23 protein-coding genes are annotated in these 24519 nt (G+C 67.5%); 13 read left to right on the forward strand and 10 right to left on the reverse strand.

Annotated features, from left to right (window positions below):
* Positions 1-119 precede the first annotated feature (119 nt).
* Complete coding sequence (locus tag HDA44_RS02560) at positions 120-878, reverse strand: FadR/GntR family transcriptional regulator (RefSeq protein ID WP_184830974.1); 759 nt, start codon at positions 876-878, stop codon at positions 120-122.
* Positions 879-1920: 1042 nt separating this feature from the next.
* On the opposite strand from HDA44_RS02560, the gene HDA44_RS02565 reads away from it, so the two are divergent.
* The 8 genes from HDA44_RS02565 to HDA44_RS02600 all read left to right on the forward strand — a co-directional run bounded on the left by HDA44_RS02565 (position 1921) and on the right by HDA44_RS02600 (position 10904).
* Positions 1921-3429 carry an ABC transporter substrate-binding protein gene (locus HDA44_RS02565; protein WP_184830976.1) on the forward strand — a complete coding sequence of 503 codons (1509 nt, stop codon included), beginning with the start codon at positions 1921-1923 and terminating at the stop codon, positions 3427-3429.
* Positions 3426-4370 carry an ABC transporter permease gene (locus HDA44_RS02570; protein ID WP_184830978.1) on the forward strand — a complete coding sequence of 315 codons (945 nt, stop codon included), beginning with the start codon at positions 3426-3428 and terminating at the stop codon, positions 4368-4370. Before HDA44_RS02565 ends, HDA44_RS02570 begins: the two co-directional genes overlap by 4 nt.
* Positions 4370-5188 (forward strand): ABC transporter permease, encoded by an 819-nt coding sequence (locus HDA44_RS02575; RefSeq protein WP_202887082.1) that lies wholly within the window; start codon positions 4370-4372, stop codon positions 5186-5188. Before HDA44_RS02570 ends, HDA44_RS02575 begins: the two co-directional genes overlap by 1 nt.
* A complete protein-coding gene (locus HDA44_RS02580; RefSeq protein ID WP_184830982.1) occupies positions 5185-6138 on the forward strand; it encodes an ABC transporter ATP-binding protein in 954 nt (317 codons plus the stop codon). The genes HDA44_RS02575 and HDA44_RS02580 overlap by 4 nt, the downstream gene beginning before the upstream one ends.
* Positions 6131-7000, forward strand: a complete 870-nt coding sequence (locus HDA44_RS02585; RefSeq protein WP_184830984.1) for an ATP-binding cassette domain-containing protein — start codon at positions 6131-6133, stop codon at positions 6998-7000. The genes HDA44_RS02580 and HDA44_RS02585 overlap by 8 nt, the downstream gene beginning before the upstream one ends.
* Positions 6997-8430 (forward strand): aldehyde dehydrogenase family protein, encoded by a 1434-nt coding sequence (locus tag HDA44_RS02590; RefSeq protein ID WP_184830986.1) that lies wholly within the window; start codon positions 6997-6999, stop codon positions 8428-8430. Before HDA44_RS02585 ends, HDA44_RS02590 begins: the two co-directional genes overlap by 4 nt.
* Positions 8431-8441: 11 nt before the next feature.
* Entirely contained in the window at positions 8442-9215 is a 774-nt protein-coding gene (locus tag HDA44_RS02595) for an SDR family NAD(P)-dependent oxidoreductase (protein ID WP_184830988.1), read from the forward strand.
* Between the two features lie 144 nt (positions 9216-9359).
* Positions 9360-10904 carry an amidase family protein gene (locus tag HDA44_RS02600; protein WP_337905597.1) on the forward strand — a complete coding sequence of 515 codons (1545 nt, stop codon included), beginning with the start codon at positions 9360-9362 and terminating at the stop codon, positions 10902-10904.
* Between the two features lie 409 nt (positions 10905-11313).
* Here the strand turns inward: HDA44_RS02600 and HDA44_RS02605 are convergent, their stop codons facing one another.
* From HDA44_RS02605 to HDA44_RS02620, 4 genes are all read right to left on the reverse strand, one after another.
* Positions 11314-12012 carry a hypothetical protein gene (locus tag HDA44_RS02605; RefSeq protein WP_184830992.1) on the reverse strand — a complete coding sequence of 233 codons (699 nt, stop codon included), beginning with the start codon at positions 12010-12012 and terminating at the stop codon, positions 11314-11316.
* Positions 12013-12016: 4 nt separating this feature from the next.
* Entirely contained in the window at positions 12017-12820 is an 804-nt protein-coding gene (locus HDA44_RS02610; RefSeq protein WP_337905598.1) for a L,D-transpeptidase family protein, read from the reverse strand.
* Positions 12821-12891: 71 nt separating this feature from the next.
* Positions 12892-13464, reverse strand: a complete 573-nt coding sequence (locus HDA44_RS02615) for a GNAT family N-acetyltransferase (RefSeq protein ID WP_319037248.1) — start codon at positions 13462-13464, stop codon at positions 12892-12894.
* A 79-nt stretch (positions 13465-13543) separates the two neighbouring features.
* Positions 13544-13960, reverse strand: coding sequence for a hypothetical protein (locus tag HDA44_RS02620; protein ID WP_184830994.1), 417 nt, complete (start codon positions 13958-13960; stop codon positions 13544-13546).
* Between the two features lie 99 nt (positions 13961-14059).
* Between HDA44_RS02620 and HDA44_RS02625 the strand changes: the two genes are divergently transcribed.
* Positions 14060-14947 (forward strand): LysR family transcriptional regulator, encoded by an 888-nt coding sequence (locus HDA44_RS02625; RefSeq protein WP_184830996.1) that lies wholly within the window; start codon positions 14060-14062, stop codon positions 14945-14947.
* 73 nt (positions 14948-15020) lie between these two features.
* Here HDA44_RS02625 and HDA44_RS02630 read toward each other — a convergent pair whose 3' ends face one another.
* The gene (locus tag HDA44_RS02630; RefSeq protein WP_184830997.1) at positions 15021-15995 is read right to left on the reverse strand and encodes an aldo/keto reductase; all 975 of its coding nucleotides are present in this window, start codon (positions 15993-15995) and stop codon (positions 15021-15023) included.
* A gap of 147 nt (positions 15996-16142) precedes the next feature.
* Between HDA44_RS02630 and HDA44_RS02635 the strand changes: the two genes are divergently transcribed.
* Positions 16143-17105: an SRA domain-containing endonuclease gene (locus HDA44_RS02635; protein WP_475584082.1), complete on the forward strand. Its 963-nt coding sequence runs from the start codon at positions 16143-16145 to the stop codon at positions 17103-17105.
* A 79-nt stretch (positions 17106-17184) separates the two neighbouring features.
* Here the strand turns inward: HDA44_RS02635 and HDA44_RS02640 are convergent, their stop codons facing one another.
* Positions 17185-18315 (reverse strand): epoxide hydrolase family protein, encoded by a 1131-nt coding sequence (locus HDA44_RS02640; RefSeq protein ID WP_184831001.1) that lies wholly within the window; start codon positions 18313-18315, stop codon positions 17185-17187.
* Between the two features lie 54 nt (positions 18316-18369).
* Between HDA44_RS02640 and HDA44_RS02645 the strand changes: the two genes are divergently transcribed.
* Positions 18370-19380 (forward strand): helix-turn-helix transcriptional regulator, encoded by a 1011-nt coding sequence (locus HDA44_RS02645; protein WP_184831004.1) that lies wholly within the window; start codon positions 18370-18372, stop codon positions 19378-19380.
* Positions 19381-19444: 64 nt separating this feature from the next.
* On the opposite strand, the gene HDA44_RS02650 is transcribed toward HDA44_RS02645, so the two are convergent.
* Together HDA44_RS02650 and HDA44_RS02655 are read right to left on the reverse strand one after the other, a co-directional pair.
* Entirely contained in the window at positions 19445-20101 is a 657-nt protein-coding gene (locus HDA44_RS02650; RefSeq protein WP_184831006.1) for a response regulator transcription factor, read from the reverse strand.
* Positions 20098-22020, reverse strand: coding sequence for a sensor histidine kinase (locus HDA44_RS02655; RefSeq protein WP_337905599.1), 1923 nt, complete (start codon positions 22018-22020; stop codon positions 20098-20100). The genes HDA44_RS02650 and HDA44_RS02655 overlap by 4 nt, the downstream gene beginning before the upstream one ends.
* A 395-nt stretch (positions 22021-22415) precedes the next feature.
* Between HDA44_RS02655 and HDA44_RS02660 the strand changes: the two genes are divergently transcribed.
* Together HDA44_RS02660 and HDA44_RS02665 are read left to right on the forward strand one after the other, a co-directional pair.
* Positions 22416-22769, forward strand: a complete 354-nt coding sequence (locus HDA44_RS02660; protein ID WP_184831010.1) for a hypothetical protein — start codon at positions 22416-22418, stop codon at positions 22767-22769.
* Between the two features lie 131 nt (positions 22770-22900).
* Positions 22901-23575, forward strand: coding sequence for a hypothetical protein (locus HDA44_RS02665; protein WP_184831012.1), 675 nt, complete (start codon positions 22901-22903; stop codon positions 23573-23575).
* On the opposite strand, the gene HDA44_RS02670 is transcribed toward HDA44_RS02665, so the two are convergent.
* Positions 23463-24410, reverse strand: coding sequence for an EamA family transporter (locus tag HDA44_RS02670; RefSeq protein WP_202887084.1), 948 nt, complete (start codon positions 24408-24410; stop codon positions 23463-23465). The two genes, HDA44_RS02665 and HDA44_RS02670, sit on opposite strands and share 113 nt — an antisense overlap.
* Positions 24411-24519: the final 109 nt, after the last annotated feature.

Consider the following 24519-nt stretch of genomic DNA (forward strand, 5'->3'; position numbering starts at 1 on the left):
GTGGGCCGGGGGTGCGGGCCGGGGGTGCGGGCCGGGGGTGGCGAGCCGCGGGGCGGCGGCGGGTGCGGGCGGCACTCGTCGGGCGGGTGTGCGGCGGGTGGCGGGCGGTGTGTGGTGGGTCAGTCTTCGATCAGGGCCTGGAGGGTTTCCTGGTCGGCGTCGGGTACGTAACCGGCGTAGTAGTCGTACATGTTCTGCCGGGCGATGCGTGCGGCCGCGTGTCCGTTGCCGTCGCGGATCGCGTCGACGACCTCGGCGTGGTGATGCAGTGACTCGAGCATCAGCGCGCGGCTGTTCGGCGCGTGCGCGATCTTGTCCGAGATCAGGCCGAGTACGACGCCGCGGACGACCTCGTTGCAGGTTTGGATCAGCGTGTTCCGGCTGATCCGCGCGATCAGCTCGTGGAACGCGAGGTCGGCCAGGCTGAACGCGTCGAAGTCGACGTCGATCGCGTCTCGCATCGCGACCAGCGTGGCCTCCAGCTCGTCCAGCTGTTCCGGTGTACGCAGCCGGGACGCGACCTGGATCGCGGCACCGTCCATGATCATCCGGAAGCCGATCAGCTCGCTCAGCGTCAGCTCGTCGACGCGAGCCAGCCGGACCAGTTGCCGGCGCAGCGCAACCTGGGAGAACGGCAGCACCTCCGGACCGTTCGGATCGCCGGCCCGGGAGCGGACCACGCCGTTGCTCTCCAGCACCCGCAGCGCCTCGCGGACCGTCGAGCGGCTGACGGCGAACTGGCTGACCAGTTCACGCTCGCTGGGGAGCCGCTGACCCGGCGTGAGTTCGCCCCGGGCGAGCTGATCCTCCACCTGTTCGACGATCCGCTGGTACGCGCGAATCGGCTGCACCGGCTCAAACCGCGGCGTCTTTGTCATCCGGTGCACTCCAATCGTGTTGACACACCCGATCGTCTTGACACGGCGGTGTGGTGCGACAAACCTAGTGCCCCACTGCTACCTAGTCCACTGGTCAGACCAGTCACAGCTGAACGGCGAACCCCGCCGCCCGGCGTGCCACCTCCACCCAGAGGAACCAGGTCGAAAGAATGCGGCGGTGACACGGGTGCCACAACAAACGGCAACGGCGCCGCGAGACGCGGCGTCCGCGCACAGCGAGGCAGTGGTGCAGCATCAACGGACGGTGGCGATGCAGACGTGGTGCAGCATCAACGGACGGTGGCGATGCAGACGTGGTGCAGCATCAACGGACGGTGGTGATGCAGACGTGGTGCAGTGTCGGCGGACGATGGCGATGCAGGTGTGGTGCAGGGACGGCGGTGAGGTAGTGGTGGTGCGGCGTTGGCGGTCGGCGGTGGTGGGTGGTTCGCAAGCAGGTGATGGTGGCGAGGCCTTGGTGCGGTGGCGATGCGTTGGCTGTGGACGGCGAACGGAAGCCGTGGGCGGCGGTGGCAGACGGGCGGTAGTTGTGCGGCGGTCGCAGATGGGCGGAAGTGGTGCGGCGGCGGACAGGCGGTGGTACTGCGGCGGTGGCGTGGCGGGCGGCGATAGTTGTGCGGTGGTAGTTGTGCGGCGGCGGTCGCAGACGGGCAGACGGAGTGCGCGGCGGTTGCGGACGGGCAGACGGAGTGCGCGGCGGTTGCGGACGGGCAGGCGTGGTGCGCGGCGGTTGCGGACGGGCAGGCGTGGTGCGGCGGCTGTGGCGGACGGGCAGATGTGGTGCGGCGGTGGTCGCGGACGGGCAGGCGTGGTGCGGCGGTGGATGGGCGGCTAGTACTGCGGTGGTGTCGTGGCGGCGGTGGTAGGTGTGCGGCGGTGGTAGGTGTGCGGTGGCGGGAGCTTGGTGGTGGTGCGGTGGAGGCGGTCCGGGTGCTGGATGCCTGGTGGTTGACGCGGTTGTGGTGATGGCGGTTGTTGTGGTGGTGGGTGTGGTGTTGGGCTAGGTAGTGGAGGAGTTGGCGTGAAGGTTTCTGTGCGGGTGGGTGTGGTTGCCGCGGCGGTGGTGTTTGCGTTGACTGCTTGTTCCGCCGGGTCCGGTGCGTCCTCCGGTGGGAGTTCGGCCGGTGGTGATCAGAAGTTGTCGATCGGTCTGGTCGCGGAGCCGGCGAGTTTGGACTTCACGACTACGGATGGTGCCGCGATCCCGCAGGCGTTGCTCGGCAACGTGTACGAGACGCTGGTCAAGCAGGACGCCGACTCAGGCAAGATCGTCCCGTCGCTCGCCAAGTCGTGGACGGTGTCGCCGGACCGCAAGACGTACACCTTCGACCTGGTCGCGGACGCGAAGTTCACCAACGACAGACCGTTCACCGCCAACGACGCGGTCTTCAGCATCAACCGGGTGAAGACCGCATGGACAACCTCGCTGAAATCGGCGATGGACGTCGTCGCGACCGCGAAGGCTGTTTCCCCGACCCAGCTCCAGGTCACGCTCGCGAAACCGAGCAACGACTGGCTGTTCCGGATGACCACCCGGATCGGCGCGATGTTCTCCGAGACCGGCGTGAGCGCGCTGGCGACAACGCCGGTCGGCACAGGCCCGTTCAAGTTCGAGAAGTGGAACCGAGGCGACTCGATCGTCCTGGACCGAAACGACGGCTATTGGGGTACGAAGCCGTTCTTCCAGCAGATCACCCTCAAGTACTTCAAGGATGCCACCGCGCTGAACAACGCGCTGCTCACCAGCACGATCAACGTGATCGGTACGGTCCAGGCGCCGGAGGCGCTGAGCCAGTTCACCAACAACGCGAAATACCAGGTGATCGAAGGCACCACCAACGGCGAGGTGCTGCTCTCCTTCAACAACGAGCGACCGGTGTTCAAGGACATCCGGACCCGGCAGGCGATCCGGATGGCGATCGACCACAAGGCCCTGCTGGACACGTGCTGGGCCGGTCGCGGCAAGCTGATCGGCAGCATGGTCCCGCCGACCGACCCCTGGTACGAGGATCTGACCGGCGTCGCTCCGTACGACCTGACCAAGGCGAAGTCCTTGCTGCAGGCATCGGGTGCGGCCGGGAAGACGCTCCGCCTCCGGCTGCCGACGTTGCCGTACGCAACCTCTTGCGGCCAGGTGGTGAAGAGCATGCTGGAGCAGGCCGGGCTGAAGGTGCAGATCGATCAGCTCGAGTTCCCGGCGGCCTGGCTGACCACGGTGTTCAAGAACGCCGACTACGACATGTCGATCATCGCGCACGTCGAGCCGCGCGATCTCGGTGCGGTGTTCAACGCCAAGTACTACACCCGCTACGACGACCCGACGCTGCAGGCCGACCTGGCCGCGGCCGACGCGGGTGACGAGGCAGCGCAGATCGCCGACATGAAGAAGGCGGCCCGGCGGCTGTCGGAGCAGGCGGCGGGCGACTGGCTGTTCCTGCTGCCGAACCTGATGGTCGCCGACAAGGACGTCAAGGGCCTGCCACAGAACGCGATCACCGAGAACTTCGATCTTTCCAAGCTCGCGCGATGATCGTCCGTCTGATCGAGCGCGCGGGAGTGTTCTTGGTCAGTCTCGCGATCAGTTCGGTGCTGGTGTTCGCGTTCATGGCGGTGCTGCCCGGCGATCCGGCGCGGGTCGCGCTCGGGGTGAACGCGTCCGATGAAGCAGTCGCCGAGCTCAGACGACAGTTCGGTCTGGACCGGTCGCTTCCGGTGCAGTACTTCGACTGGCTCGGCGGCCTGCTGCACGGCGATCTCGGCACCTCGTACGTGTCGAAGGCCGCGATCGGGCCGCAGGTGTTCGACCGGCTGCAGGTGACGTTGTGGCTGGTGGTGGCCGGCATGATCATCGCGCTCGTGGTCGCGGCCCCGGCCGGTACGATCATGGCCGCGCGCCACCGCAAGGTCTCCGGACTGGCACTGTCCGCGCTGTCCCAGGTCGGCGTCGCGGTGCCGGCGTTCCTGGCCGGCATCCTGCTGATCGTGGTGTTCGCGGTCAAACTCGGCTGGCTGCCCGCGAACGGCTGGACCCCGCCCGCGCAAGACCCCGGGATGTTCCTCAAACAGCTGGTCCTGCCGGCGTTGTCGCTCGGTTTGGTGCAAGGCGCGGTACTCACCAGATACGTACGAAGCGCCGTGCTGGACGTGCTTCGCGAGGATTACCTGCGCACCGCCCGTGCCAAAGGCCTCCGCCCGTTCCAGGCGCTCTGGCGGCACGGACTGCGCAACGCCGCGGTCCCGGTGGTGACAGTGCTCGGCTTGCAGCTGGCCACGTTGCTGATCGGCGCCGTAGTCGTCGAACGGGTCTTCGTCATCCCAGGCCTCGGCAGCCTGCTCCTGGACGGTGTTTCGAACCGCGACCTCCTCCTCGTACAGGACGTCGTCATGGTGCTCGTACTCGCCGTGCTCCTGGTCAACTTCGTCGTCGACGTGCTGTACGCGGCGCTCGATCCGCGACTGAGGACGTCATGATGAGACGACTCAATCCAAGTCTGATCGCGGGTGGCGTGATCGTCGCGCTGATCGTGCTGATGGCGCTGCTGTCGTTCGTGTGGACGCCGTACGACGCGACGCTCGTGACGCCGTCGTCGCGCTTGCTGAAACCGTCGTGGGAGCATTGGTTCGGCACCGACAAGTTCGGCCGCGATGTGCTCAGTCAGATCATGGTCGGTTCGCGTACGACGTTGTTCGTCGGCGTGGTCGCGGTAGGGGTCGCGGCGGTGATCGGCGTACCGCTCGGGATCGTGGCGGCGATGGTGCGGCGCTGGCCGGGCGAGGTGATCATGCGCGCCAACGATCTGCTGCTGGCGTTCCCGGCGTTGCTGTTGGCAATCATGTTCGGCGCGGTGTTCGGCGCCAGTACGCTGACCGCGATGGTTGCCATCGGCATCGCTTCGGTGCCGAGCTTCGCGCGGGTGATCAGAAGCGGTGCGCTGCAGGTGATGCGGACCGAGTACGTACTGGCGGCGCGCGCGGCCGGTCGGCGTCCTTGGCCGATCGCCGTCCGGCATGTGCTGCCGAATGTGACCAGCTTGATCACCGTCCAGGCGTCGGTGTCGTTCGCGATCGCGGTGCTCGCGGAGGCGGCGCTGTCGTTCCTCGGGTACGGCACGCCGCCGCCGACGCCGTCGTGGGGGCGGATGCTGCAGGAGAGCCAGGAGTTCCTGTTCAGCGCGCCGCGACTCGCGGTGGTGCCCGGAATCGCGATCGCGATCGCGGTCCTCGGCTTCAACCTCCTCGGCGACGGCCTCCGCGACCGCTTCGACCCCAAACTGGAGGACCGCCGATGAGTGATGTGCTTGCGGTGCGGGGGTTGTCGGTTTCGGTTCGGGATACGGCTCTGGTGTCGGACGTCGACCTGACCGTCGGCGCGGGGGAGCGGGTCGGGCTGATCGGCGAGTCCGGCTCCGGCAAGTCCCTGACCGCGCTGAGCATCCTCGGCCTGTTGCCGGAGGACGTCCACGCCACCGGTTCCGTACGCCTCGAAGGTGTCGACCACGAGCTGATCGGCGCCGACGAGCGCCGGATGTCCCGCGTCCGCGGCCACGACATCGCGATGGTCTTCCAGGAGCCGATGACCGCGCTCAACCCGACGATGCGGGTCGGCGACCAGCTCGCCGAGTCGATGCTGATCCACAAGACGCGTACCAAACCCGCGGCGCGTACGGCCGCCGCCGACCTGATCGAACGCGTCCAGCTCCCGGCCGGAACCCTGCGCGCGTACCCGCATCAGCTATCTGGTGGCCAACGGCAACGAGTAGTACTGGCCCTTGCCTTGGCCAACGATCCCGCGCTGCTGATCTGCGACGAACCCACCACCGCCCTCGACGTGACGGTCCAGGCACTCGTCCTCGACCTGATCGTCCGCGGCGTGCTGGAACGGTCGTCGGCCCTGCTCTTCATCACCCACGACCTGGCCGTCGTCGCCACGGTCTGCGAACGCGTACTGGTCATGTACGGCGGCCGGGTCGTCGAATCCGGCCCGGTCAGCGAGGTGTTCACCCGCCCACGCCACCGGTACACCGAGGGTTTGCTCGCGGCCTCGGACCTGGAGACCAGATCGCGCCGCTTGACGACCATCCCCGGAAACGTACCGCCTGCCGGGCAGTTCCCGTCCGGGTGCGTGTTCCGGACCCGCTGCGCGTACGCGACCGCGGTGTGCGAGCAGACGCCACCCTGGTCCGGCGCCGAAACGGAAGGCTTCGCCTGCCACCACCCCGCGGGAGGCACGGATGCCTGATCACATCCCGACCACGCACGAGCCGGACACGCCGACCGCGATCCAGGTCGTCGATCTGGTCCGCGACTACCCGCGCCCGCGGACGTCCCTGCTCAAACCGGCACCCGTGGTCCACGCCCTCCGCGGCATCAACCTGGACATCAAACAGGGCGAGCGGTTCGGCATCGTCGGCGAATCCGGCTGCGGCAAGTCCACGCTGCTGAGAATCATCGCGGCACTGGACCGGGCCACCTCCGGTCAGGTAGTTGTCGAAGGCACCGATATCACCCGGTTGCCGGACCGGCGTCTGCGGTTCCTCCGCGAGAACCTCCAGCTCGTCTTCCAGGACCCGATGAGCTCGCTCGATCCACGGATGCGGGTCCGCGACATCATCGCCGAACCTCTTGTCGTACAAGGACATCCGGCGTCGGGGCAGCGCGTACGCGAACTGCTCGAAGCGGTCGGGTTGTCCACCGACGCCGGCGAGCGGTACCCGCATCAGTTCTCCGGCGGCCAGCGGCAGCGCATCTCGATCGCGCGGGCGCTTGCTCCGCGGCCGCGGATCCTGGTCGCGGACGAGCCGGTCAGCGCGCTCGACGTGTCGGTCCGCGCGCAGGTACTGAACCTGATCTCCGACCTGGTCGACGAGCTCGACCTGACGCTGGTGTTCGTTTCGCACGACCTGTCCGTGGTGAAGCACGTCTGCGATCGGGTCGCCGTGATGAACGCCGGCCAGATCGTCGAGACCGGCTACACCGGTGATGTGTACGCCGCGCCGCAGCATCCGTACACGCAACGTCTTGTTTCCGCGATCCCGACGCTGCAGCGCGCGCTGTCCGGCGCGACCACGTCCGACCTGCTCACGAAGGGAGAACCCGCATGAAATTCCCAGCCGGACTGCCGATCGGCGAGTCCTGGATCGAGCCTGCCGCGACGACTTCGGTGATCTTCCCGTACGACGGATCGACGATCGCCGACGCGCCGGAGGGTGACGCCGAGTTGGCGCGGTCCGCGCTCGACCACGCGTTGGCGGTGCGCGAGAAAGTCGGCCGGCTGCCATCACACGTACGCCGGAATGTCTTGCAGAGCGTACATTCCGCGGTCCTCGCCGAGCGCGACGCGTTCGTCGACCTGCTCGTGCTGGAGACCGGCAAGCCGCTGGTCGACTGCCGGGTGGAGATCGACCGGACGCTCCTCACGCTCGAGACCTCGGCGGAGGAGGTCGCCCGGCTGCATGGCGAGACCGTGCCGCTTGATCTGCTGCCGAGCGGCGAAGGATTGCAGGGGTTCTGGGTACGCAAGCCGATCGGTGTGGTCGTCGGCATCACCGGGTTCAACTATCCGCTGCTGCTCGCGGCGCACAAGATCGCTCCCGCGTTCGCCGCCGGTTGCCCGATCATCGTCAAGCCCGCGCCGCAGACGCCGCTCGCCACGCTGTGGCTGGTGCACTTGATGCGGTCGGCGCTGGCCGACGCGGGCGCGCCGGAGAGCGCGCTGCAGTTGGTGACCGGCGGGCCCGAGGTCGGCGCGACCCTGACCACCGACGCGCGGATCGGCGCGGTGTCGTTCACTGGTTCGGCCACGGTCGGGCACCGGATCGCGCGGGACGCGGCGCCGACCAAGGTCCTGCTCGAACTCGGTTCGAATTCGGCGCTTGTGGTAGCGGGCGACGCGGATCTGGACGCGGCCGCCGACGCGATCATTCGCGGCGGGTACTACGCGTCCGGCCAGGCGTGCATCTCCGTACAAAGGGTGATCGTCGTTGAATCCGTACGCGCCGAGTTGCTGGCGAAGCTTGGCGCGCGCCTGCCCACGGTCGTCGTCGGCGATCCACGCGATCCGGCGACCCGCGTGTCCGCGCTGATCAATCCCGCGTCGACCGAGCGCGTACGCGCCTGGGTCGGCGATGCCGTACACGCCGGCGCATCCATCGCGTACGAGGCGCCGGGTGACGTGCTTGGGCCGATCGTGCTGACCGACGTACCCGATGGACTGCCCGCGTGGGACGAGGAGATCTTCGGACCGGTGATCGCGGTCCGACCAGTGCCCGACGTGGACAGCGCGCTGACGGCCGTGAACGCGACCCGGTACGGCCTGCACGCGAGCGTTTTCACGTCTTCACTCGACACCGCGTTCGCCGCGATCGACCGGCTCGACGTCGGCGGCGTGGTGATCAACGACGTGCCCGGATTCCGGTCCGACGTGATGCCGTACGGCGGGGTGAAGGACTCGGGCACCGGCCGCGAGGGACCGCGGTTCGCGATCGAGGAACTGACCACGACCAGGATGGCGATCATCCGCCCGCGCCCGTGAGAGGTGGCCCGATGGACTACGCGAAACTGTTCCGGCTGGACGACAAACGAGTCGTCGTGATCGGGGCCGGCAGTGGGATCGGCCGGGAGAGCGCGCTCGCGCTGGCGGCCCACGGCGCGCGCGTCACCTGCGCCGATCGGGACGTCGCCGGTGCCGAACAAACCGTTGCCCAGGGCTACCCAGGCGCGCTGACGGCGTACGCGCTTGACGTCCTGGACGATGCCGCGATCGAACGCGCGGCGGCCGAGCTCGGACCCGTTGACGTATTGGTGTTCACGGCGGCAACCAACGTACGCAAACGGATCCTGGACTACAGCAGCGAGGAGTTCGACCGGGTGGTGTCGCTCAATCTGCGGGCGTCGTTCCAGCTGGTACGTGCCTTCGGCAAGGGAATGGCGGAGCGGGGGAGCGGCAGCATCATCGGGTTCAGCTCGATCCGCGGGACGACCGTCGAGCCGGGGCAATCGGTGTACGCGGCAACCAAAGCGGGTCTTGTGCAGTTGCTGCGGACCGCGGCGGCGGAGCTGGGGCCGTCCGGTGTACGCGCGAACGCGATCGCGCCGGGGGTGGTGGAGACACCGCTGACTGCCCAGATCAAGTCCGATCAGGGGTGGTACGACGCGTACGCGCGGAAGGGGGCGCTGGGCCGGTGGGCGCAACCGGGGGAGCTGGCTGGGGCGGTCGTGTACTTGGCTTCGGACGCGGCCAGTTTTGTGACCGGGAGCGTACTTGCGGTGGACGGCGGCTGGACGGCCGTCGACGGTCGCTTCGAGCCACCCAACTGAGGCGGCGCCGCGCCGAGCTCCCGAGCCGCTGACCCCCGGGCCGTTGAAGTGCCGAGCTGTTGAAGGGCCGACCTGTTGAAGTGCCGGGTCGCTGAAGTGCCGAGCTGTTGAACTGCCTGCATGTTTTCGACTGAGGAGGACCGCGTGAATCTCGCTGATCTGACCGCGACCGAACTGCTCGCGAGCTACCAGGACCGCTCCCTCTCGCCGGTCGAGGTCATCGATGCCGTGCTCGCTCGGGTGGAAGAGTTCGAGCCGAAGATCCACGCGCTGTACGCGCTAGATCCGGCCGGTGCGCGAGCGGCCGCGCAGGAGTCGGAGCGGCGTTGGCGAGATGGTACGGCGGGCGCGCTGGATGGCGTACCGGTGACCGTCAAGGAGAACATCGCGACGCGCGGGACGCCCGTACCGCAAGGAACGGCGGCGACCGAGCTCGTACCGGCCGCGGCGGACGCGCCGGCGGCGGCACGGTTGCGGGACGCCGGGGCGGTGATCTTCAGCAAGACGACGATGCCCGAGTACGGGATGCTGTCGTCCGGGGTGTCGACGTTTCACCAGTTGACCCGGAACCCGTGGGATCTGTCGCGGACCGCCGGCGGGTCGAGCGCGGGGGCGGCGGCTGCGGCGGCAGCTGGGTACGGTCCGATTCATGTCGGCACCGACATCGGCGGCTCGATCCGGTTGCCGGCCGGGTGGTGCGGGGTGATCGGATTGAAGCCCACCCACGGACGGATCGCGGTCGGCAACCCGTACGCCGGCCGCGCGATCGGCCCACTCACCCGCACCCCCACCGACGCGGCCCTCGCCCTAACGGTCATGACCGGCTACGACCCCCGCGACCACACCTCCCTACCAACCCCGCCCCTACCTTCAACACAATCCACCTCCGGCCCGCCGCTCGGTTCCGCGCCGTCCGGCTCCGCCCCGCCGCTGGGCTCCGCTAGGTTGGCCTCCGGCCCGCCGCTCGGTTCCGGTGGGTTGGCCTCCGCCGCGCGATCCGCTTCCGCTGGCGGTTCTGGGTCGGACTGGGATGGTTCTCTGCTCGACGGCAGTTGGGCGGACGGTTCGCTGGACGGGCTTCGGGTCGCTCTGCTGCTCGACGCCGGCGTTGGGCTGCCCGTCGACCCCGAGGTGACCGCCGCGATCACCGCCGCCGCGACCGTACTGGAATCCGCCGGCGCGATCATCGACCCGATTCCGCCGATCATCACCCGCGCCATGCTCGACGGCCTCGATCGCTTTTGGCGGATCCGTTCCGCCACCGACATCGCCGCCCTGCCCGAAGAACGCCGCGCCAAGGTCCTACCGCAGATCCGCGAATGGGTGTCCACGGCAACCGATCTGACCGCATCCGACGTCTTCCACGGCTACAGCCAAATGTCAGCGATGGCAGCCGCGGTCACCCACGTCTTCGCCACCCACGACGCGATCCTCTCCCCGATCGCCCCGATCACCGCGTTCCCCGCCGAACTCGCCTACCCCACCGACGACCCGGCCAAGCCCTTCGAACACATCGCCTTCACCGTCCCGTACAACATGTCCCACCACCCCGCCACCACAGCCAACGTCGCCTGGTCCTCCACCGGCCTCCCCATCGGCGCCCAACTCGCCGTCCCCCACCACCAAGACCACACCGCCCTAGCCCTAGCCAACCACCTCCACACCACGGGCACCTGGCCGGCCATTTAGCTTGTACCTAAGGACAGGTAGTGGTGGGCGCCGCCCTAGCACACCTCAGCGTGAACGCGCCCATGCGTACAGCGTCTCGCAGGTGTACTACCTGTCCTTAGGTACAGCATCCAGTCGCGCGATCGCCTTCGTCAGGAGCCGGGCAAAGGCGGCGTCCGACGGGATCGTGCGGTTGCCTCAACAACGTGCCGCCCCGGGCGACGTACGCCGAGTACTCCCACGACTTCGGATCACGAGCATCGCCAGTACGCAGTACAACACCGTCCTTCAGCCCGTCCCGCGCCGGCTCACGCACCACCGAACAGGCTTCCGGCTCGTACGCCACCAACCCATCCGCCGCCAACCACCGTACGCCGTCGTCCGGCGGCTCTCGGCACAGCAAGACATCGTGCGCGGACCTGCCGGCGGGTCACGGGCTTACCGCGGCATCTAGCCTTGCGGCGGCCATGGTTACGAGTTGGGTGAAGGTGGTATCGGTGAAGGATTCGCCGGAGGCGCTGAGGTCGATGACGGTGCCGCCGCGCACTATGTACGCGCTGTACTCATCCGGGATCGCTTCGCCGTCCGGATCGCTCGACTTGGACCGTACGGCGAACACTCCGGCCACTCCGGGCAAGGCCAGCCGCGTCGCCGTAAAGGTGTACTTTGCCTTGTCATTCGAGATCATCGTGTACCGCGAGCACTTCGGCAGCAGCGCGGTCAGGTCCGGGATCAACGAGTCCAGCCGAGTCGGCCACGACCAGACAAGCTCGGTGACCGAACTGAACTTTTCTCTGCTGAAGTACTGCCCTCTCACCGCGGTCGTAGGCGTACCCAACAGATCAGTGGGATGCCGGAACGCCAGGCACTCCGGAGCGTCGTACTCCCCGCGATACCCCGGCGTCGGCTTCGGATCGGCCGCCACGCCCCCGTCCCACCCCTTCGGGAAGTCGCGTACCAGCAACGCCGCCTTCGTCGCCTGCGCCATCGACAACGGCACGACCGGCTTCGTACTCGGCGTCCCCACCACCGGATCGATGTCGTCACCCGGCTGACCGGAACACGCCGCCACCGCAAACACCACGACCACCACCAGCCGCCGCATCACCCGCCCAAGCACCGAACGCACGCCGCTAGTACTCCCCGTAGACCTGGACCTTGGTGCCGAGCGGGGTGTCCTGGAAGATGTGGTGGATTTCGGGGCGGAGGACGCGTACGCAGCGGTGGCTGGCCGGGTAGGGCTTGATCAGGGAGTTGACTCGGGAGCCGTGCAGGGCGATGCCGGGGCGGTCCTTGAGGAAGTACAGGGAGTCGTACATGTACGCGTCCTCGTACAGGCTGCTCTCGTGGGCGCCGGCCCATTTGCGCCAGACCTTGCCGGTGCGGTTCGGGGTCTCGTACCCGGGTGCGCCGGTGGAGATCCAGACGATCCGTTTGTAGGTGTTCCCCACGACCTGGTACAGGATCTGGCAGGTTTTGTTGACGTAGATGCCGGGGGAGCGGGTCGGTGCCGGACGTTTGGTTGCGTTGAGCACCGAATACGCGTCGTTCAGGGTCAGGCCGCCGCGGCTGACCGGCAGACCGTTGGTTTCGCGCCACGCGCACAATGCTTGCTTCGCGCGGGCGGTGATGTCACCGTCGATGTCGCCGACCGGGTACCCGAGTTTGTCGAGCTGCCGTTCCACCCGGAGCGCGTAGTACTCCGGCTTCTGCTTCACCCGGGCCTTCGGAACGGCCGGCGTTGGCGTCGCGGTTGTCGGCGTCGGCTTGGCGCTCGGGGCAGTCGGCTTGGGCGTCGGGTTGACCGGCGTACTGGGTGCGCTGCCGGTGGATTGTTTCGGCGATGCCGACGGCTCGCTCGCGGCCACGTCCGAACAGCCCGCGAGTACGACCGGCAGCAGGATGGCACCGGCAACGAGAGCACGTCGACGCGACACGGGAACCCCTCTCCTCAGCAGTTTCAATGTCGCAGAGGTACGGCCGTTGAGCGCGCAGCGACCCGCCGAGACTAGTCCGCCAGAGGTCCCCGGACCGACCCTGATCCGGTTCCCGTCACCGAACCGTTGCCGAGCTCGGGCGCCGGATCGTCCCGCAATCTGCTGTACAGGTACCCGTCGCGCATCCGCCCGCCCCGGAACTCACAACCCCGGATGACCGCTTCGAGCTGGAAACCCGCTTTTTCCAGGGCTTTCTGCTCGGCATGGTTCTCCGGGTGCGTCGCCGCCTGCACCCGGTACACCGCCGTGTGCTCGAACAGGTACGCCGTCAGCATTGCCTGCGCCCGCCACCCGATCCCACGCCCACGATGCTCGGGCAGCAACGCGATCCCGATCTCCCAGTAGTTCGTGCGGCCGTCGAACGTACCCGACCGCCAACTCACGAACCCCGCGGTGTCGGCGCCGGCGACCACCATCAACCGCCCGCCGTCCGCGCCGAGAAACCCGTCCACCGCGTACTGCCGGCCGGGCGCCTGCGCGTCCCGGAACCCGTTCCAGTCCAGCCCGACCAGCCCTGGCTCGACCGCGAACCGCCGGAACAACCCCAGATCAGCTTCCCCGACAGGCCTCAACACAACATCCACACCCGCCAGCGTAGGCCCGCCGAGTGCCACACCCGATCTACTCCGACCACGTGGAGTTCTACCGCGCGCGGGGGGAGTACTAAAGGCCGAGGTCGCGGAGGAACTCTGGCTTGTACGCCTGCAGGACGACGTACCGCGGGTCGGGTACCTCCATGTCCGCGTTCTTCGCCGCGTCACCGGCGGCATCATGCGGTCCGACCGGAACACTCGGATCGGTCCAGTCCTGCTCGGCCGGGTTCCACCGGGTGATCGTGTACGTCGCCGCGAGCTGATCGGCGGACACCAGGTCCTTGGCGGTCCGCTCAGCTTCCCGCGCGTCCTCCAGCGTGTGCGTGTACATCAGCATCCGATGCCCGTCCCGAGTCACCGTCACCTGACTCCCGAGCCGCTTCTGCGCGTCATCATCCAGATCCAGCGCCCGCAACCGCTCCCACACCGTCAACCCGTGCTCCACACTCCCGAGCACAACCTCGACCCGAAACTCCTCATCCGCCATGAGCCCACCCTACCGAGCGCCGGGCGATGCTCTGGACAGCGACGCCTGAGAGGTAGAAGAGGTGAATCGAAAAGTTTCGATCGACTACAGTTCTTAGTTATGGAGCTGAGGCACTTGGAACATTTTGTTGCGGTGGCCGAGGAGAAGCACTTCACGCGGGCCGCGGAGGCGATGTCGATCTCGCAGTCCGGGTTGTCGGCGTCGATCCGGGCGCTGGAGCGGGAGCTTCGGGCGTCGTTGTTCGTCCGGAACACCCGGAGCGTCGAGCTGACCGAGGCCGGGCGGGCGTTGTTGTGCGAAGGGCGGCGCGCGCTGGCCGCCGCCGAGGCCGCGAAGGACGCGGTGGCCGCGGTGCAGGGGTTGTTGCGCGGGCATTTGACCGTTGGGCTCGAGCAGTGCCTCGGCGTGGTCGACGTACCGGCGCTGCTGGCGAAATTCCGGTCCGCGTACCCGGGCGTGGAGATCGAGGTACGCCAGGCCGGTTCGACGCCGATGCTTGACGAACTGGCGTCCGGACGGCTCGATGTCGCGTTCGTCGCCACGGCCGGCGACCCGGTCGACGGGCTCGATCTGCGGCCGTTGTCGCGTGAGTCGATGGTGCTGGTGTGTTCGCCGGGTCATCGCCTCGCCAAGTCCAGTGGTGTGCCGCTCGAAGAGCTCGCGGGCGAGTCCTTCGTCGACTTCGATCCGACGTGGGGAGCGCGCGCGATCTCGGACCGGGCGTTCACGACGGCCGGCGTCGCGCATCCGGTGACGATCGAGGTGAACGACGTACACACGCTGCTCGCCCTGGTAGCGCATGACCTCGGCGTCGCGCTCGTACCCGAACGAATCGCGGCCAAGCGCGGCGATCACGTCACGGTGTCACTGGCTCCCGGGGCCGCCGCCGACTGGCAGGTCTCGGTGGCCGTACCCACCGGCCCCGCCGCGTCCCTCGCCGCCGACGCACTCATCGGCATGCTGCCGACGACAGCAGGCAATTGCTAAGCCGGCAACGCCAGCCGGTACGGACCGCCTGGTCCGCGATGCCGCACCAGCTGGTTTGCGCTGCCTGTGACGGTTACCAGGCGTAGTCCTCGGGGGCGGTCTTGTAGCCCGGGAAGATTTCGTCGAGCCGGGCGAGCGCGGCGTCGTCCAGTTTGATGTCGACGGCGCGTACCGCCGACTCCAACTGCTCCAGTGTGCGCGGTCCGACAATCGGACCAGTCACCGCCGGCTGGTGCAGCAGCCAGGCCAGCGCCAGTTCACCCGGTTCGTGCCCAAGTTCATCCGCGTACGCCTCGTACTGCTCGATCCGCGGACGCAGCCGGTCCAGCGTTTCCTTCGCGCGACCCTCCAGCCGCCGTACGCCCTCGTTCGCCTTGCGGATCACGCCACCGAGCAATCCACCGTGCAAAGGCGACCACGGAATCACGCCCAGCCCGTATGCCTGCGCCGCCGGAATCAATTCGCGTTCGACATCGCGCTGAATCAGGTTGTACAGCGACTGCTCACTGACCAGCCCATTGAAGTTCCGCCGCGCCGCCGCCTCCTGGGCCTGCACAATATGCCATCCGGCGAAATTGCTCGACCCCGCGTACAGCACCTTCCCCTGCTGCACGGCGATCTCCATCGCCTGCCAGATCTCGTCCCACGGCGTATTCCGATCGACATGATGGAACTGGTACAGATCCACGTAATCCGTCCGCAGCCGCCGCAACGACGCGTCCAGCGCCCGCCGAATATTCAACGCCGACAACCGGCTGGTGTTCGGCCAGTCCACCCCCATCTCCCCGTACACCTTGGTAGCCAGCACCGTCTTCTCCCGATTCTGCCCACCCTTCGCGAACCACTCCCCGATAATCTCCTCGGTCCGCCCCGGATAAACAGCACGCCCATACCCATTGGCCGTATCAAAGAAATTGATCCCCACCCCATGCGCCACATCCATAATCCGATGCGCATCCCCCACCTCGGTATGAGTCCCAAAATTCATAGTCCCAAGCACAATCCGCCCAACCGACAACCCCGAACGCCCAAGCTGAGTGAAGTCCATACCCCCAGCTCACCTCAGCGGGCCAGCGGATGCCAACAGTAAGATCCACTGACTCTCATCGCTCCGCCTTCTCAATCTGTCGGTGAGCTTTGGTTGAATGAGGCTTCTGCCGCCGCTAGGGAGGACGATCCGTTGGATGCATGGCCGTTGGTACCCGGTGATCTGACATCGAGACGTGAGCTGGTCGAGCTAGTTGGGGGTAGCCGGTTCGGCGGTATCGAGCCCTCCGGTAAGACCCCGAACGTGCTGATCTACTCCGACCGGTCGGTCAGCGGGGAGTTCGGTTACGACTACGACGGCTGGGTCGAGGACGAGCCGCTGTACCTGTACACCGGCGAAGGCTCGGTCGGAGAGCAGGGTTTCAAGCGCGGAAACCGTGCCATCCGTGATCACCACGACGCCGGCCGGTCGCTGCGCCTGTTCATTGCGGACGGCACGCTGGAGGGAAGCACTGGCAAGGCGCAGCGCTACATCGGTGAGTTCGAAGTCGACCGCGAGCTGAAGTACGTACCGGGGCAGGCGCTTGATAGGCAAGGAGTGATGCGCTCGGTAATCGTCTTCAGGCTGCTGCCAATTGGCGAGGTGCTCCGCCGACCCGAGGATGCCAGCGAGTACCCAGATCCTCGACATGGCGCTGCGCCAGCAGTTGCCTCGACGATGGGACTTGAGCCTGACCTACTCGTCAATGGGGTCGCCCTGGAGGTCGTTGGAGCGAGCGAGTACGGGGTTAAGGCGACGTCCGCGACGATCGCAGTCCGGCGTGAAGCCGAGCTGATGGCGCGCTTTCAGGCCGCGCTTGAGAGCCAGGGGCACGAGGTCGGCCGGTATTCGTTGCGGCCGCCCGGCGAGGTGCGGAAGCTGTACACGGATCTGTATGACTTCACCGACGAAGTCCTATACGAGGCGAAAGCAAGCTCGACTCGTGAGGCGGTGCGGATGGCGATCGGGCAGCTTTTCGACTACTCGCGCCACCTGCCGAACCTCCATGCCAACGCCGTTCTGCTGCCGAGTCGGCCAAGCGACGACCTCATGTCACTCCTCGACTCAGTCAGCATCGGCTGCACGTACGAGGAGAACTCCCGCTTCGTCACCGTCTCCAACGCGCGATAGTCACGAGCCCCGGCGCCCCGGCGCCCCGGCGTGCCGAAGCGCCGGCGCGGTGGGCCGGCGCTTCTTCGGGGGGCGGGGTTCAGCGGGTGTGGAAGAAGGTTCGGAGGTCGGTTACTACGTCGGTGGGGCGTTCGAGGGCGGCGAAGTGGCCGCCGGTGGGGAAGGTGGTCCAGTGGGTGATGTTGGAGTTGTCGCGGTCGGCGAGGGGGCGGATGGTTTTGAAGTCGTCGGCGAAGACGGCTACGCCGGTGCGGGCGTGGTTGAGTTGGGGTTCGGCGCCGGCGTTGGCTTCTTCGTAGTGGTAGCGGCCGGCGGCGGCTGAGGTGTTGGTGAACCAGTAGAGGGAGACCTCGGTGAGGATCTGCTCGGGGGTGACCAGGCTGGTGCCGTTGCCGAAGTTGTTGAAGAGTTCGTTCCAGGCGAGCTGGCCGACGGGGGAATCGGAGATGCCGACGGCGACGGTTTGCGGGCGGGTGGAGTTGATCGCGTTGTAGCCGCCGACGGACTGGAACCACTTCAGGTGTTCGAGCGCCGCGTAGTCCTCGGGCGTGAACTTCTCGAACTCGGCCGGGTCGCCCGACGGGAACGAGAAGAGCTGAAGGACGTGCAGGCCGAGGAAGCCTTCGGGGTTCAGTACGCCGAGTTCACGCGAGACCATCGCGCCGCCGTCGGAGCCGTGCGTTCCGTACGAGTTGTAGCCGAGGCGCCGCATCAGCTTGTCGAACGTACGAGCGACGCGGGCCATCGTCCAGCCACGGTCCACCAGCGGCGTACTGAATCCGAACCCGGGGATCGACGGTACGACCACCGAGAACGCGTCCGCCTCGTCGCCACCGTACGCGGCCGGGTCGGTGAGCGGGCCGATCATGTCCAGGAAGTCGACGAACGAACCCGGGTACGTGTGGATCAGCAGCAGCGGCGTCGCGTTGGCCACCTTGGACGGTACGTGGATGAAGTGCACGGTCTGGTCGTCGATCTCGGTGAGGTAGTGCGGGAACGCGTTCATCCGCTCCTCCTGCGCGCGCCAGTCGAAGTTGTGCTGCCAGCGGTCGACCATCTCGCTCAGGTACTGGTTCGGCGTGCCGTAGTCCCAGTTGTCGCCGGGCGCCGGCTTGGGCAGCCGCGTACGGGCGAGGCGCGACTGCAGATCGTCCAGGTCGGCCTGGTCGATGTTGACGGTGAAGGGCCGGATGCTCTCGTTCGTGTTCATGGCTCTACCGTAGAATCCGTATAGGAACATTAGATTCCTAATTGGGAGATTGATTTGCTAGAGACTTCGCAGCGGTTGCTGGCCCTGCTCGCGTTGCTCCAGACCCGGCCGGCCTGGACCGGTACCGAGCTGGCGGGGCGGCTCGACGTGAGTACGCGGACGATCCGCAACGACATTGACCGGTTGCGCGAGCTCGGGTACCCGGTGGACGCGACGCGCGGACCGGCCGGGCACTACCAGCTGGGCGCCGGCGCGAAGCTGCCGCCGTTGTTGCTGGACGACGAGGAGGCGGTGGCGGTCGCGGTCGGTCTGCGTACGGGCACCGGCGTCGTCGGCCTGGGCGAGAGCAGCGCCCGGGCACTGACCAAGCTCCAGCAGGTACTTCCGCATCGCCTGCAACGCCAGGTGAACGCGATCAACTCGGCGATGGAGAAAGGCCCTGACAACACCCGATCGAACGTCGACGCCCCGGAGATCGATCCTGGCGTACTGGCCACGATCGCGGCGTGCATCCGGGACGAACATTACCTGCGCTTCGAATACGTCGTACCCGATGGTGTGTCGATGTGGAAGGCGGGATCGAGCGTCACGCAGGAGCTGCCGATCCTGGTCGAGCCGTACCGGCTGGTGAGTTGGCACGGGTACTGGCATCTCGTCGCACGGGACGAGCAGGCGGAGTGGCGTACGTACCGGGTCGACTGGATGTCGTTGCGGATGGCAACAGGCCGGCGGTACCGGCCGCGGCCGATGGTCGACGACGCGTACACCGATTTCGTGCTTCGGGACGTGGCGTCGGCGGGATGGAAGGTGCATGCGCGGATCACCGTGTACGCGCCGGCGGCGGAGGTGGTGTCGCGCATCCATGCCGCGGTCGGGGTGGTCGAGTCGGTTGACGAGAACACCAGCGTGCTGGTGACCGGAGCCGACTCGCTGGAGCTGATCGCCGTGTACATCGGGATGCTGGGCCTGGATTTCCGGGTCGACGGCCCGCCCGGGCTGATCGCGCATCTTGAGGTGGTGGGGAACAGGTACTTGCGGGCGATTGGCGTACCTAAGGACAGGTAGTAGTCGGTCTTTGGCGCAGTTGGCCGGGCCGTGTACGCGGGGCGCGGTGCGGGCTTGGGGACTACTACCTGTCCTTAGGTACGCCGAGGCCGGCGTTGCGGGCCTGGATGATGGTGGTGGCACGGTCGGCGGTGCCCAGTTTGGTGAAGATCGTGGAGACGTTGTTGGCGACCGTTTTCGCGGCCAGGTCGAGGCGGGTGGCGATCGCGGTGTTGGTGAGGCCGGCGGCGAGCAGGTCGAGGATCTGGCGTTCGCGGGTGGTGAGATCCGGGAACGGGTCGGCGGTTGGTGGTGGGGCGGCGAAGAAGCCGAGTACGCGGCGGGCGACGCCTGGGCCGAAGATCGCCTCGCCGGCGGCGACCGCCCGGATCGCGCGGGCGATCTCCTCTTGCTCGGCGCCTTTGACCAGGTAACCGCGGGCGCCGGCGCGCATGGCGGCGAAGACCGAGTCGTCGTCTTCGAACATGGTGAGTACCAGCACGGCGACGTCCGGAGCTGAGCGGGCGAGTTCGCGGGTGGCGGCGAATCCGTCCAGGTCGGGCATCTGCAGGTCGAGTACGGCGACGTCCGGGCGGGTGGTGACGACGGCGCGGATCGCCTCCCGCCCGGTCGAGGCGACCGCCACCACCTCGATGCCGGGGAGCGAGGTGAGCAACGCCTCCAGCCCGGCGCGTACGACCGGGTGATCGTCCGCGAGTACAACCCGAACCTGATCGCTCATCGAGACCCCTCCAGCTTTCCGCTCGGGCTCCCGGTCGCGGAGTGCGGTAGGGGGAAGTTGGCGTGGACCTGGCCGCCGGTCGGGGTGGGGCCGGCCTGGAGGGTGCCGCCCAGTTCGGCGGCTCGGTCGTGCATGGCCTGGAGGCCGACGCCTGGGGTCCAGGGTCCGGTCGGGGGACCGTTGTCGATGAGGCAGAGGTCCAGATCGGGGGTGCAGTGAACGGTCAGTACGGCGGAGGTGGCACGCGAGTGGCGAGCCACGTTGGTCAGTGCCTCCGTGGCGATGCGGTACGCGGCGACCTCGAGCGCGGCCGGGAGTGGTGGTAGCGCGTCGGCCGAAAGCTGCACGTGGATCGCGGTTCCGTCGGCGCGGAAGGACAGGTGGTCGCAGCGTTGGCGAAGAGCGCCGACGAGGCCGAGTTCGTCGAGTGCGGGTGGGCGTAGGTCGTCGACCAGGCGGCGTACGTCGGCGATCGCCGCTCTTGTGTCCGCGCGCAACTGCGTGAGCAACTCGACGGCGCGAAGGGTGTCACTGATAATCAGATTGGCTGCCGCGTCGGCGCTGAATGCCACGCCGGTGAGCGTTGGGCCCAGGCCGTCGTGGAGGTCCCGCCGCAGCCGTCGGCGCTCTTCTTCACGGGCTGCCACTAGGCGTTCGCGGGATGACTGTAGTTCGGTTGACAGGCGAGTCGCGTGCACGGCGACTGCCAGCGGTACGGCGACCAGATCGAGTACGCGATGGTCGGCGGGGGACAACCCGGACTCACCTGACCGCACCCCGACCTCCAACACACCGACCACTTCACCGCCATAAGAGAGGTCCAACAAGACCACCTCGCCACTAAATGAAGAGGCGGTTGAGGCAACTACTTCGGCGTTGATGGTCAGGGCCGCGTACGGGAGGCGGAGCGCGGCGCGGACGGCCGCTATTACGCCGGGGAGGCCGGCTGAGGTGGGGTTGGAGAGTTGTTCGCCTACGCGGGAAGCGACCCGGGCCGGGTCGTGGCGGTCGCCATAGAGCGCTTTGTCGACCAGGCGCTGCAAGCGGGGTAGTACGGGCGCGATGATCAGCGCGACGAAGACCGTGACCGCGGCGGATCGGCCGACCTGCGAGGTGATCAGCGAGTCCAGTACGGCGACCAGTGCCGCGTAGATGCTGATGGCAACCAATGACAGCAACGCCCAGGTCAGTGCGCGGGAGACGACCAGGCGGATGTCGAGCAGTTGGTACCGGACGATCGCCACGGTGACAGCGATCGGGATCAGTGGAATCGCCAGCAGTACAAGGATTGGCGTACCTGCGATGAACGCCCACGGGGTTACGAACAGCAGCGCGATGATACATGCCAACAGCAACCACAACAGCTGTCGGCGCCCGGTCTCGTCGGCGCGGCGGTACCTGATCGTGAGGCACGTGACAGCCAACAGGAGAGCGGCCAGGTTGCGTACCTCGGTCGTGGTCCACAGTGGCTGCAGACTGTCGAAGGACGGGATGGTCAGCAACCCGCGGGGGAGCTCGGGCGATACCGGCTCGCCGCTGCCTGCCATTTCGAGTACGAAGAGCGGCGCGGTCACGATGATGCCAATCGCCGCCCAGCGCCAACGTGGTGACAGGAGTTGGCCGTTCGGGAAGAGCAGTAGCGCGAGTGGCAGGAACAGGCCGATGGACCACGGCCAGGCGGCGAGCGAAACGGTGACGAGAGCACGCTGCGCGGTGTGGTCGGTGACGAGGTGGGCGAACGTGTCGGCGAGCGGAGTGGTCGCGTGCCCGATGCCATCGGCGAGAAACAGCCAGCCGATCGGATTGGCCGGCCGGTGCCAGGCGATCACCGCACCACAAAGCCCGAAGGTAAGCGCCATCAGCCCGTTCGTCACCACAAACGAGTCGACCAGCTGCCCCCACCCCCATCCGATCGACACCCCATAACCCACCGACACCAACACCTCGGCAACCACCACCCCCACCAACCCAACAACAACCCCACGCCACCCACCCAACCCCCCTGACCTCCGAATTCCACCCACTCCACCCGATCCACGCGACCCGGCTGGTCCGACCAGTTCATCTGGGTTACTCGGTGCACGTCGTCGGCGGCGTGCGCCGTCGGCTGGTCCGTTGGGCCGGTCGCCGGGGGTGGCCGGGGGTGGGGTGGTGTGCATATCGGCAGTGTGCGGCAGATTTCTCCCGGCGTCTCGGGATCGGGGTCCTGGGTTGGGCGGGGAACTGCCTGCAGGTGGGGGATGCCGCGCCCAGGACGTCGGGGCGCGGCTGCTCGACGGTGGTTCGGACAACAACCGAACTAGGGGGTACGGAAATGTCTGGACGGAACCGTTTCGGTCTGGTGCTGCTTGGGCTGCTCGCGCTGATCGACGTGGCCTCGCCGCTGACCACGGACGGCGAGCACCCGCCGATGAGCATCGCGGTCGGTGCCGCGGTTGCTGGTCTGACCAGTCTGGTGCTGGTCGGGTACGCGTGGCGGGGTAAGCGGTGGGCGCTGGCGCCGCTGATCACGTTGCGGCTGGCGTCGGCGCTGCTGGCCGTACCAGCCTTCTTCGCTTCCGGCGTACCAACCGCCGCGATCGTGGCGGCCGGTGTCGGTGTCGCGGCGACGATCATCGGCGTAGTGGCGGTCCTGCTGCCGTCACGTGAGCTGGCAGGCGCGCGATGACGCAGCCGGCGCGGCCTACCGACGCGGCCAACCAGCGCTCGACGGCATCGAAAGACACGGGGCGTACGGACATCCGGCGCTCGACGGGATTTAGAGGCACAGGGCGTACGGACATCGGGCGCTCGACGGGATTGACAGGCACTGGGCGTACGGACGTCCGGCCGGCCTGGCGATGGACGGCGGCGCTGGTGCTACCGATCGGCCCGGCCGCGGTCGCGTTGCTTCGGTACGTCCTGCCGTACAACACCACCGACGACGCGCCGACGATTGTCGACAAGATCGTGGGCAATCTCGATCGCAGTTCACTCGTGCTCTGGCTCGCGTACATCGCGATCCTCACGCTCGTCCCCGGCGCGTACTTCGTCGGTCGCCTGACCCGCCGCGGTACGCCCTGGCTCACCGGCATCGCGCTCTTCCTGATGGTCCCCGGCTACCTGTCCTTGCCGTGGACCGCGTCGAGCGATGTCCTCACCTGGTCGGCGGGTACCGTGGGGCTCGATCCGGCCATGATCACGAAGGCGGCCGAGGCCACGCATGGCTCGACCGACGTGGCCGGGCTGGTGTTCGTGGTCGGGCATGTGATCGGCACTGTCCTGCTCGGGATCGCGATCTGGCGTTCCCGGATCGTCGGCCGCTGGGCGGCGCTGGCGGTCGCGGTCTCGCAGCCGGTCCACTTCGTCGCCGCGGTCGTCGTCAGTAGTCACCTGCTGGACCTGATCGGCTGGGGACTGCAGGCTGTGGGGTTCGCCGCGGTGGGGTGGGCGATCCTCCGGATGCGCGACGACGAGTGGCAGCCGTCGTCCTGACCGACACGATCAGGACGGCGGACAGGACAAGCGCCCCACCGAGCCATTGCGGCCCGGTGAGGTGCTCGCCGAACACCACGGTCGCGGCGACCACCGTCACCACCGGTTCGAAGATCGACAGGATCGAGGTGACGGACGGTCCGACCCGGGCCATCCCGGCGAAAAACAACAGGATCGCGGCGACCGTACTGATCAACGCCACCCCGAGCAGCCACACCCAGCCGATCGGCGCGAAGCCGAAACTGGTGCCACCACGGACGAAACTCAGCAGTACGTACGTCCCGAACGCGCCGGTGCAGACCAATGCGGTGAGGGCCAGCGGCGGCAGCTTGAGTGAATCGCCGACGAGGATGTACGCGGTGTAAACGATTGGTGCACCCAACGCCAAAAGTACGCCCTGCAAGTCGAATCGCGCGCCGAGCGCTCCGCTGAGTACGAGACCGATGCCGAGCAACGCGGTCGCCAGCGCGAGCACTCGGCGGCGTGACGCGGTCTCGCGGCGGAGCAGGATAGCCGTACCCATGACGAGGATCGGGTACAGGTACAGGATCAGTGCGACGAGTGAAGCGTCGATTCGGGCGAGGGCGGAGAAGTACAGCGCGGACTGGGCGGCGTACCCGATCGCGCCCATGCCGATGCCGGTGAGTACTGCCCGGCGGGGCAGACCGCGCAGGGCGCCGCGGGCCAGCGCGATTGTCAGGAGGAGCGCGCCGGCCACGCCGAAGCGGACGAGTAACAGCGCGTCGACCGACACCCCCGCGTCGTACGCGAGTTTGCCGAAGACGGCCATCACCCCGAAGGCGGCGGCGGAGAACAGACAGAAGAGGCGTCCCACGAAATAGATGGTCGGACCAGTAGAACGTTCACGTCTATCGCAGCTTCTCGGACGATATTGTGAAGCTAAGCTGAACAACCAGCCGAACTGGAGCCGGGAGAGGTGCGGC

This window comes from Kribbella solani, from assembly GCF_014205295.1.
Classification (GTDB): domain Bacteria; phylum Actinomycetota; class Actinomycetes; order Propionibacteriales; family Kribbellaceae; genus Kribbella; species Kribbella solani.

What these genes read in the sequence shown, in the direction of transcription:
- HDA44_RS02560 (WP_184830974.1), bottom strand. Translation starts at nt 878, where the DNA reads ATGACAAAGACGCCGCGGTTTGAGCCGGTGCAGCCGATTCGCGCGTAC.
- HDA44_RS02570 (WP_184830978.1), top strand. Translation starts at nt 3,426, where the DNA reads ATGATCGTCCGTCTGATCGAGCGCGCGGGAGTGTTCTTGGTCAGTCTC.
- HDA44_RS02575 (WP_202887082.1), top strand. Translation starts at nt 4,370, where the DNA reads ATGAGACGACTCAATCCAAGTCTGATCGCGGGTGGCGTGATCGTCGCG.
- HDA44_RS02580 (WP_184830982.1), top strand. Translation starts at nt 5,185, where the DNA reads ATGAGTGATGTGCTTGCGGTGCGGGGGTTGTCGGTTTCGGTTCGGGAT.
- HDA44_RS02585 (WP_184830984.1), top strand. Translation starts at nt 6,131, where the DNA reads ATGCCTGATCACATCCCGACCACGCACGAGCCGGACACGCCGACCGCG.
- HDA44_RS02590 (WP_184830986.1), top strand. Translation starts at nt 6,997, where the DNA reads ATGAAATTCCCAGCCGGACTGCCGATCGGCGAGTCCTGGATCGAGCCT.
- HDA44_RS02595 (WP_184830988.1), top strand. Translation starts at nt 8,442, where the DNA reads ATGGACTACGCGAAACTGTTCCGGCTGGACGACAAACGAGTCGTCGTG.
- HDA44_RS02620 (WP_184830994.1), bottom strand. Translation starts at nt 13,960, where the DNA reads ATGGCGGATGAGGAGTTTCGGGTCGAGGTTGTGCTCGGGAGTGTGGAG.
- HDA44_RS02625 (WP_184830996.1), top strand. Translation starts at nt 14,060, where the DNA reads ATGGAGCTGAGGCACTTGGAACATTTTGTTGCGGTGGCCGAGGAGAAG.
- HDA44_RS02630 (WP_184830997.1), bottom strand. Translation starts at nt 15,995, where the DNA reads ATGGACTTCACTCAGCTTGGGCGTTCGGGGTTGTCGGTTGGGCGGATT.
- HDA44_RS02640 (WP_184831001.1), bottom strand. Translation starts at nt 18,315, where the DNA reads ATGAACACGAACGAGAGCATCCGGCCCTTCACCGTCAACATCGACCAG.
- HDA44_RS02650 (WP_184831006.1), bottom strand. Translation starts at nt 20,101, where the DNA reads ATGAGCGATCAGGTTCGGGTTGTACTCGCGGACGATCACCCGGTCGTA.
- HDA44_RS02660 (WP_184831010.1), top strand. Translation starts at nt 22,416, where the DNA reads ATGTCTGGACGGAACCGTTTCGGTCTGGTGCTGCTTGGGCTGCTCGCG.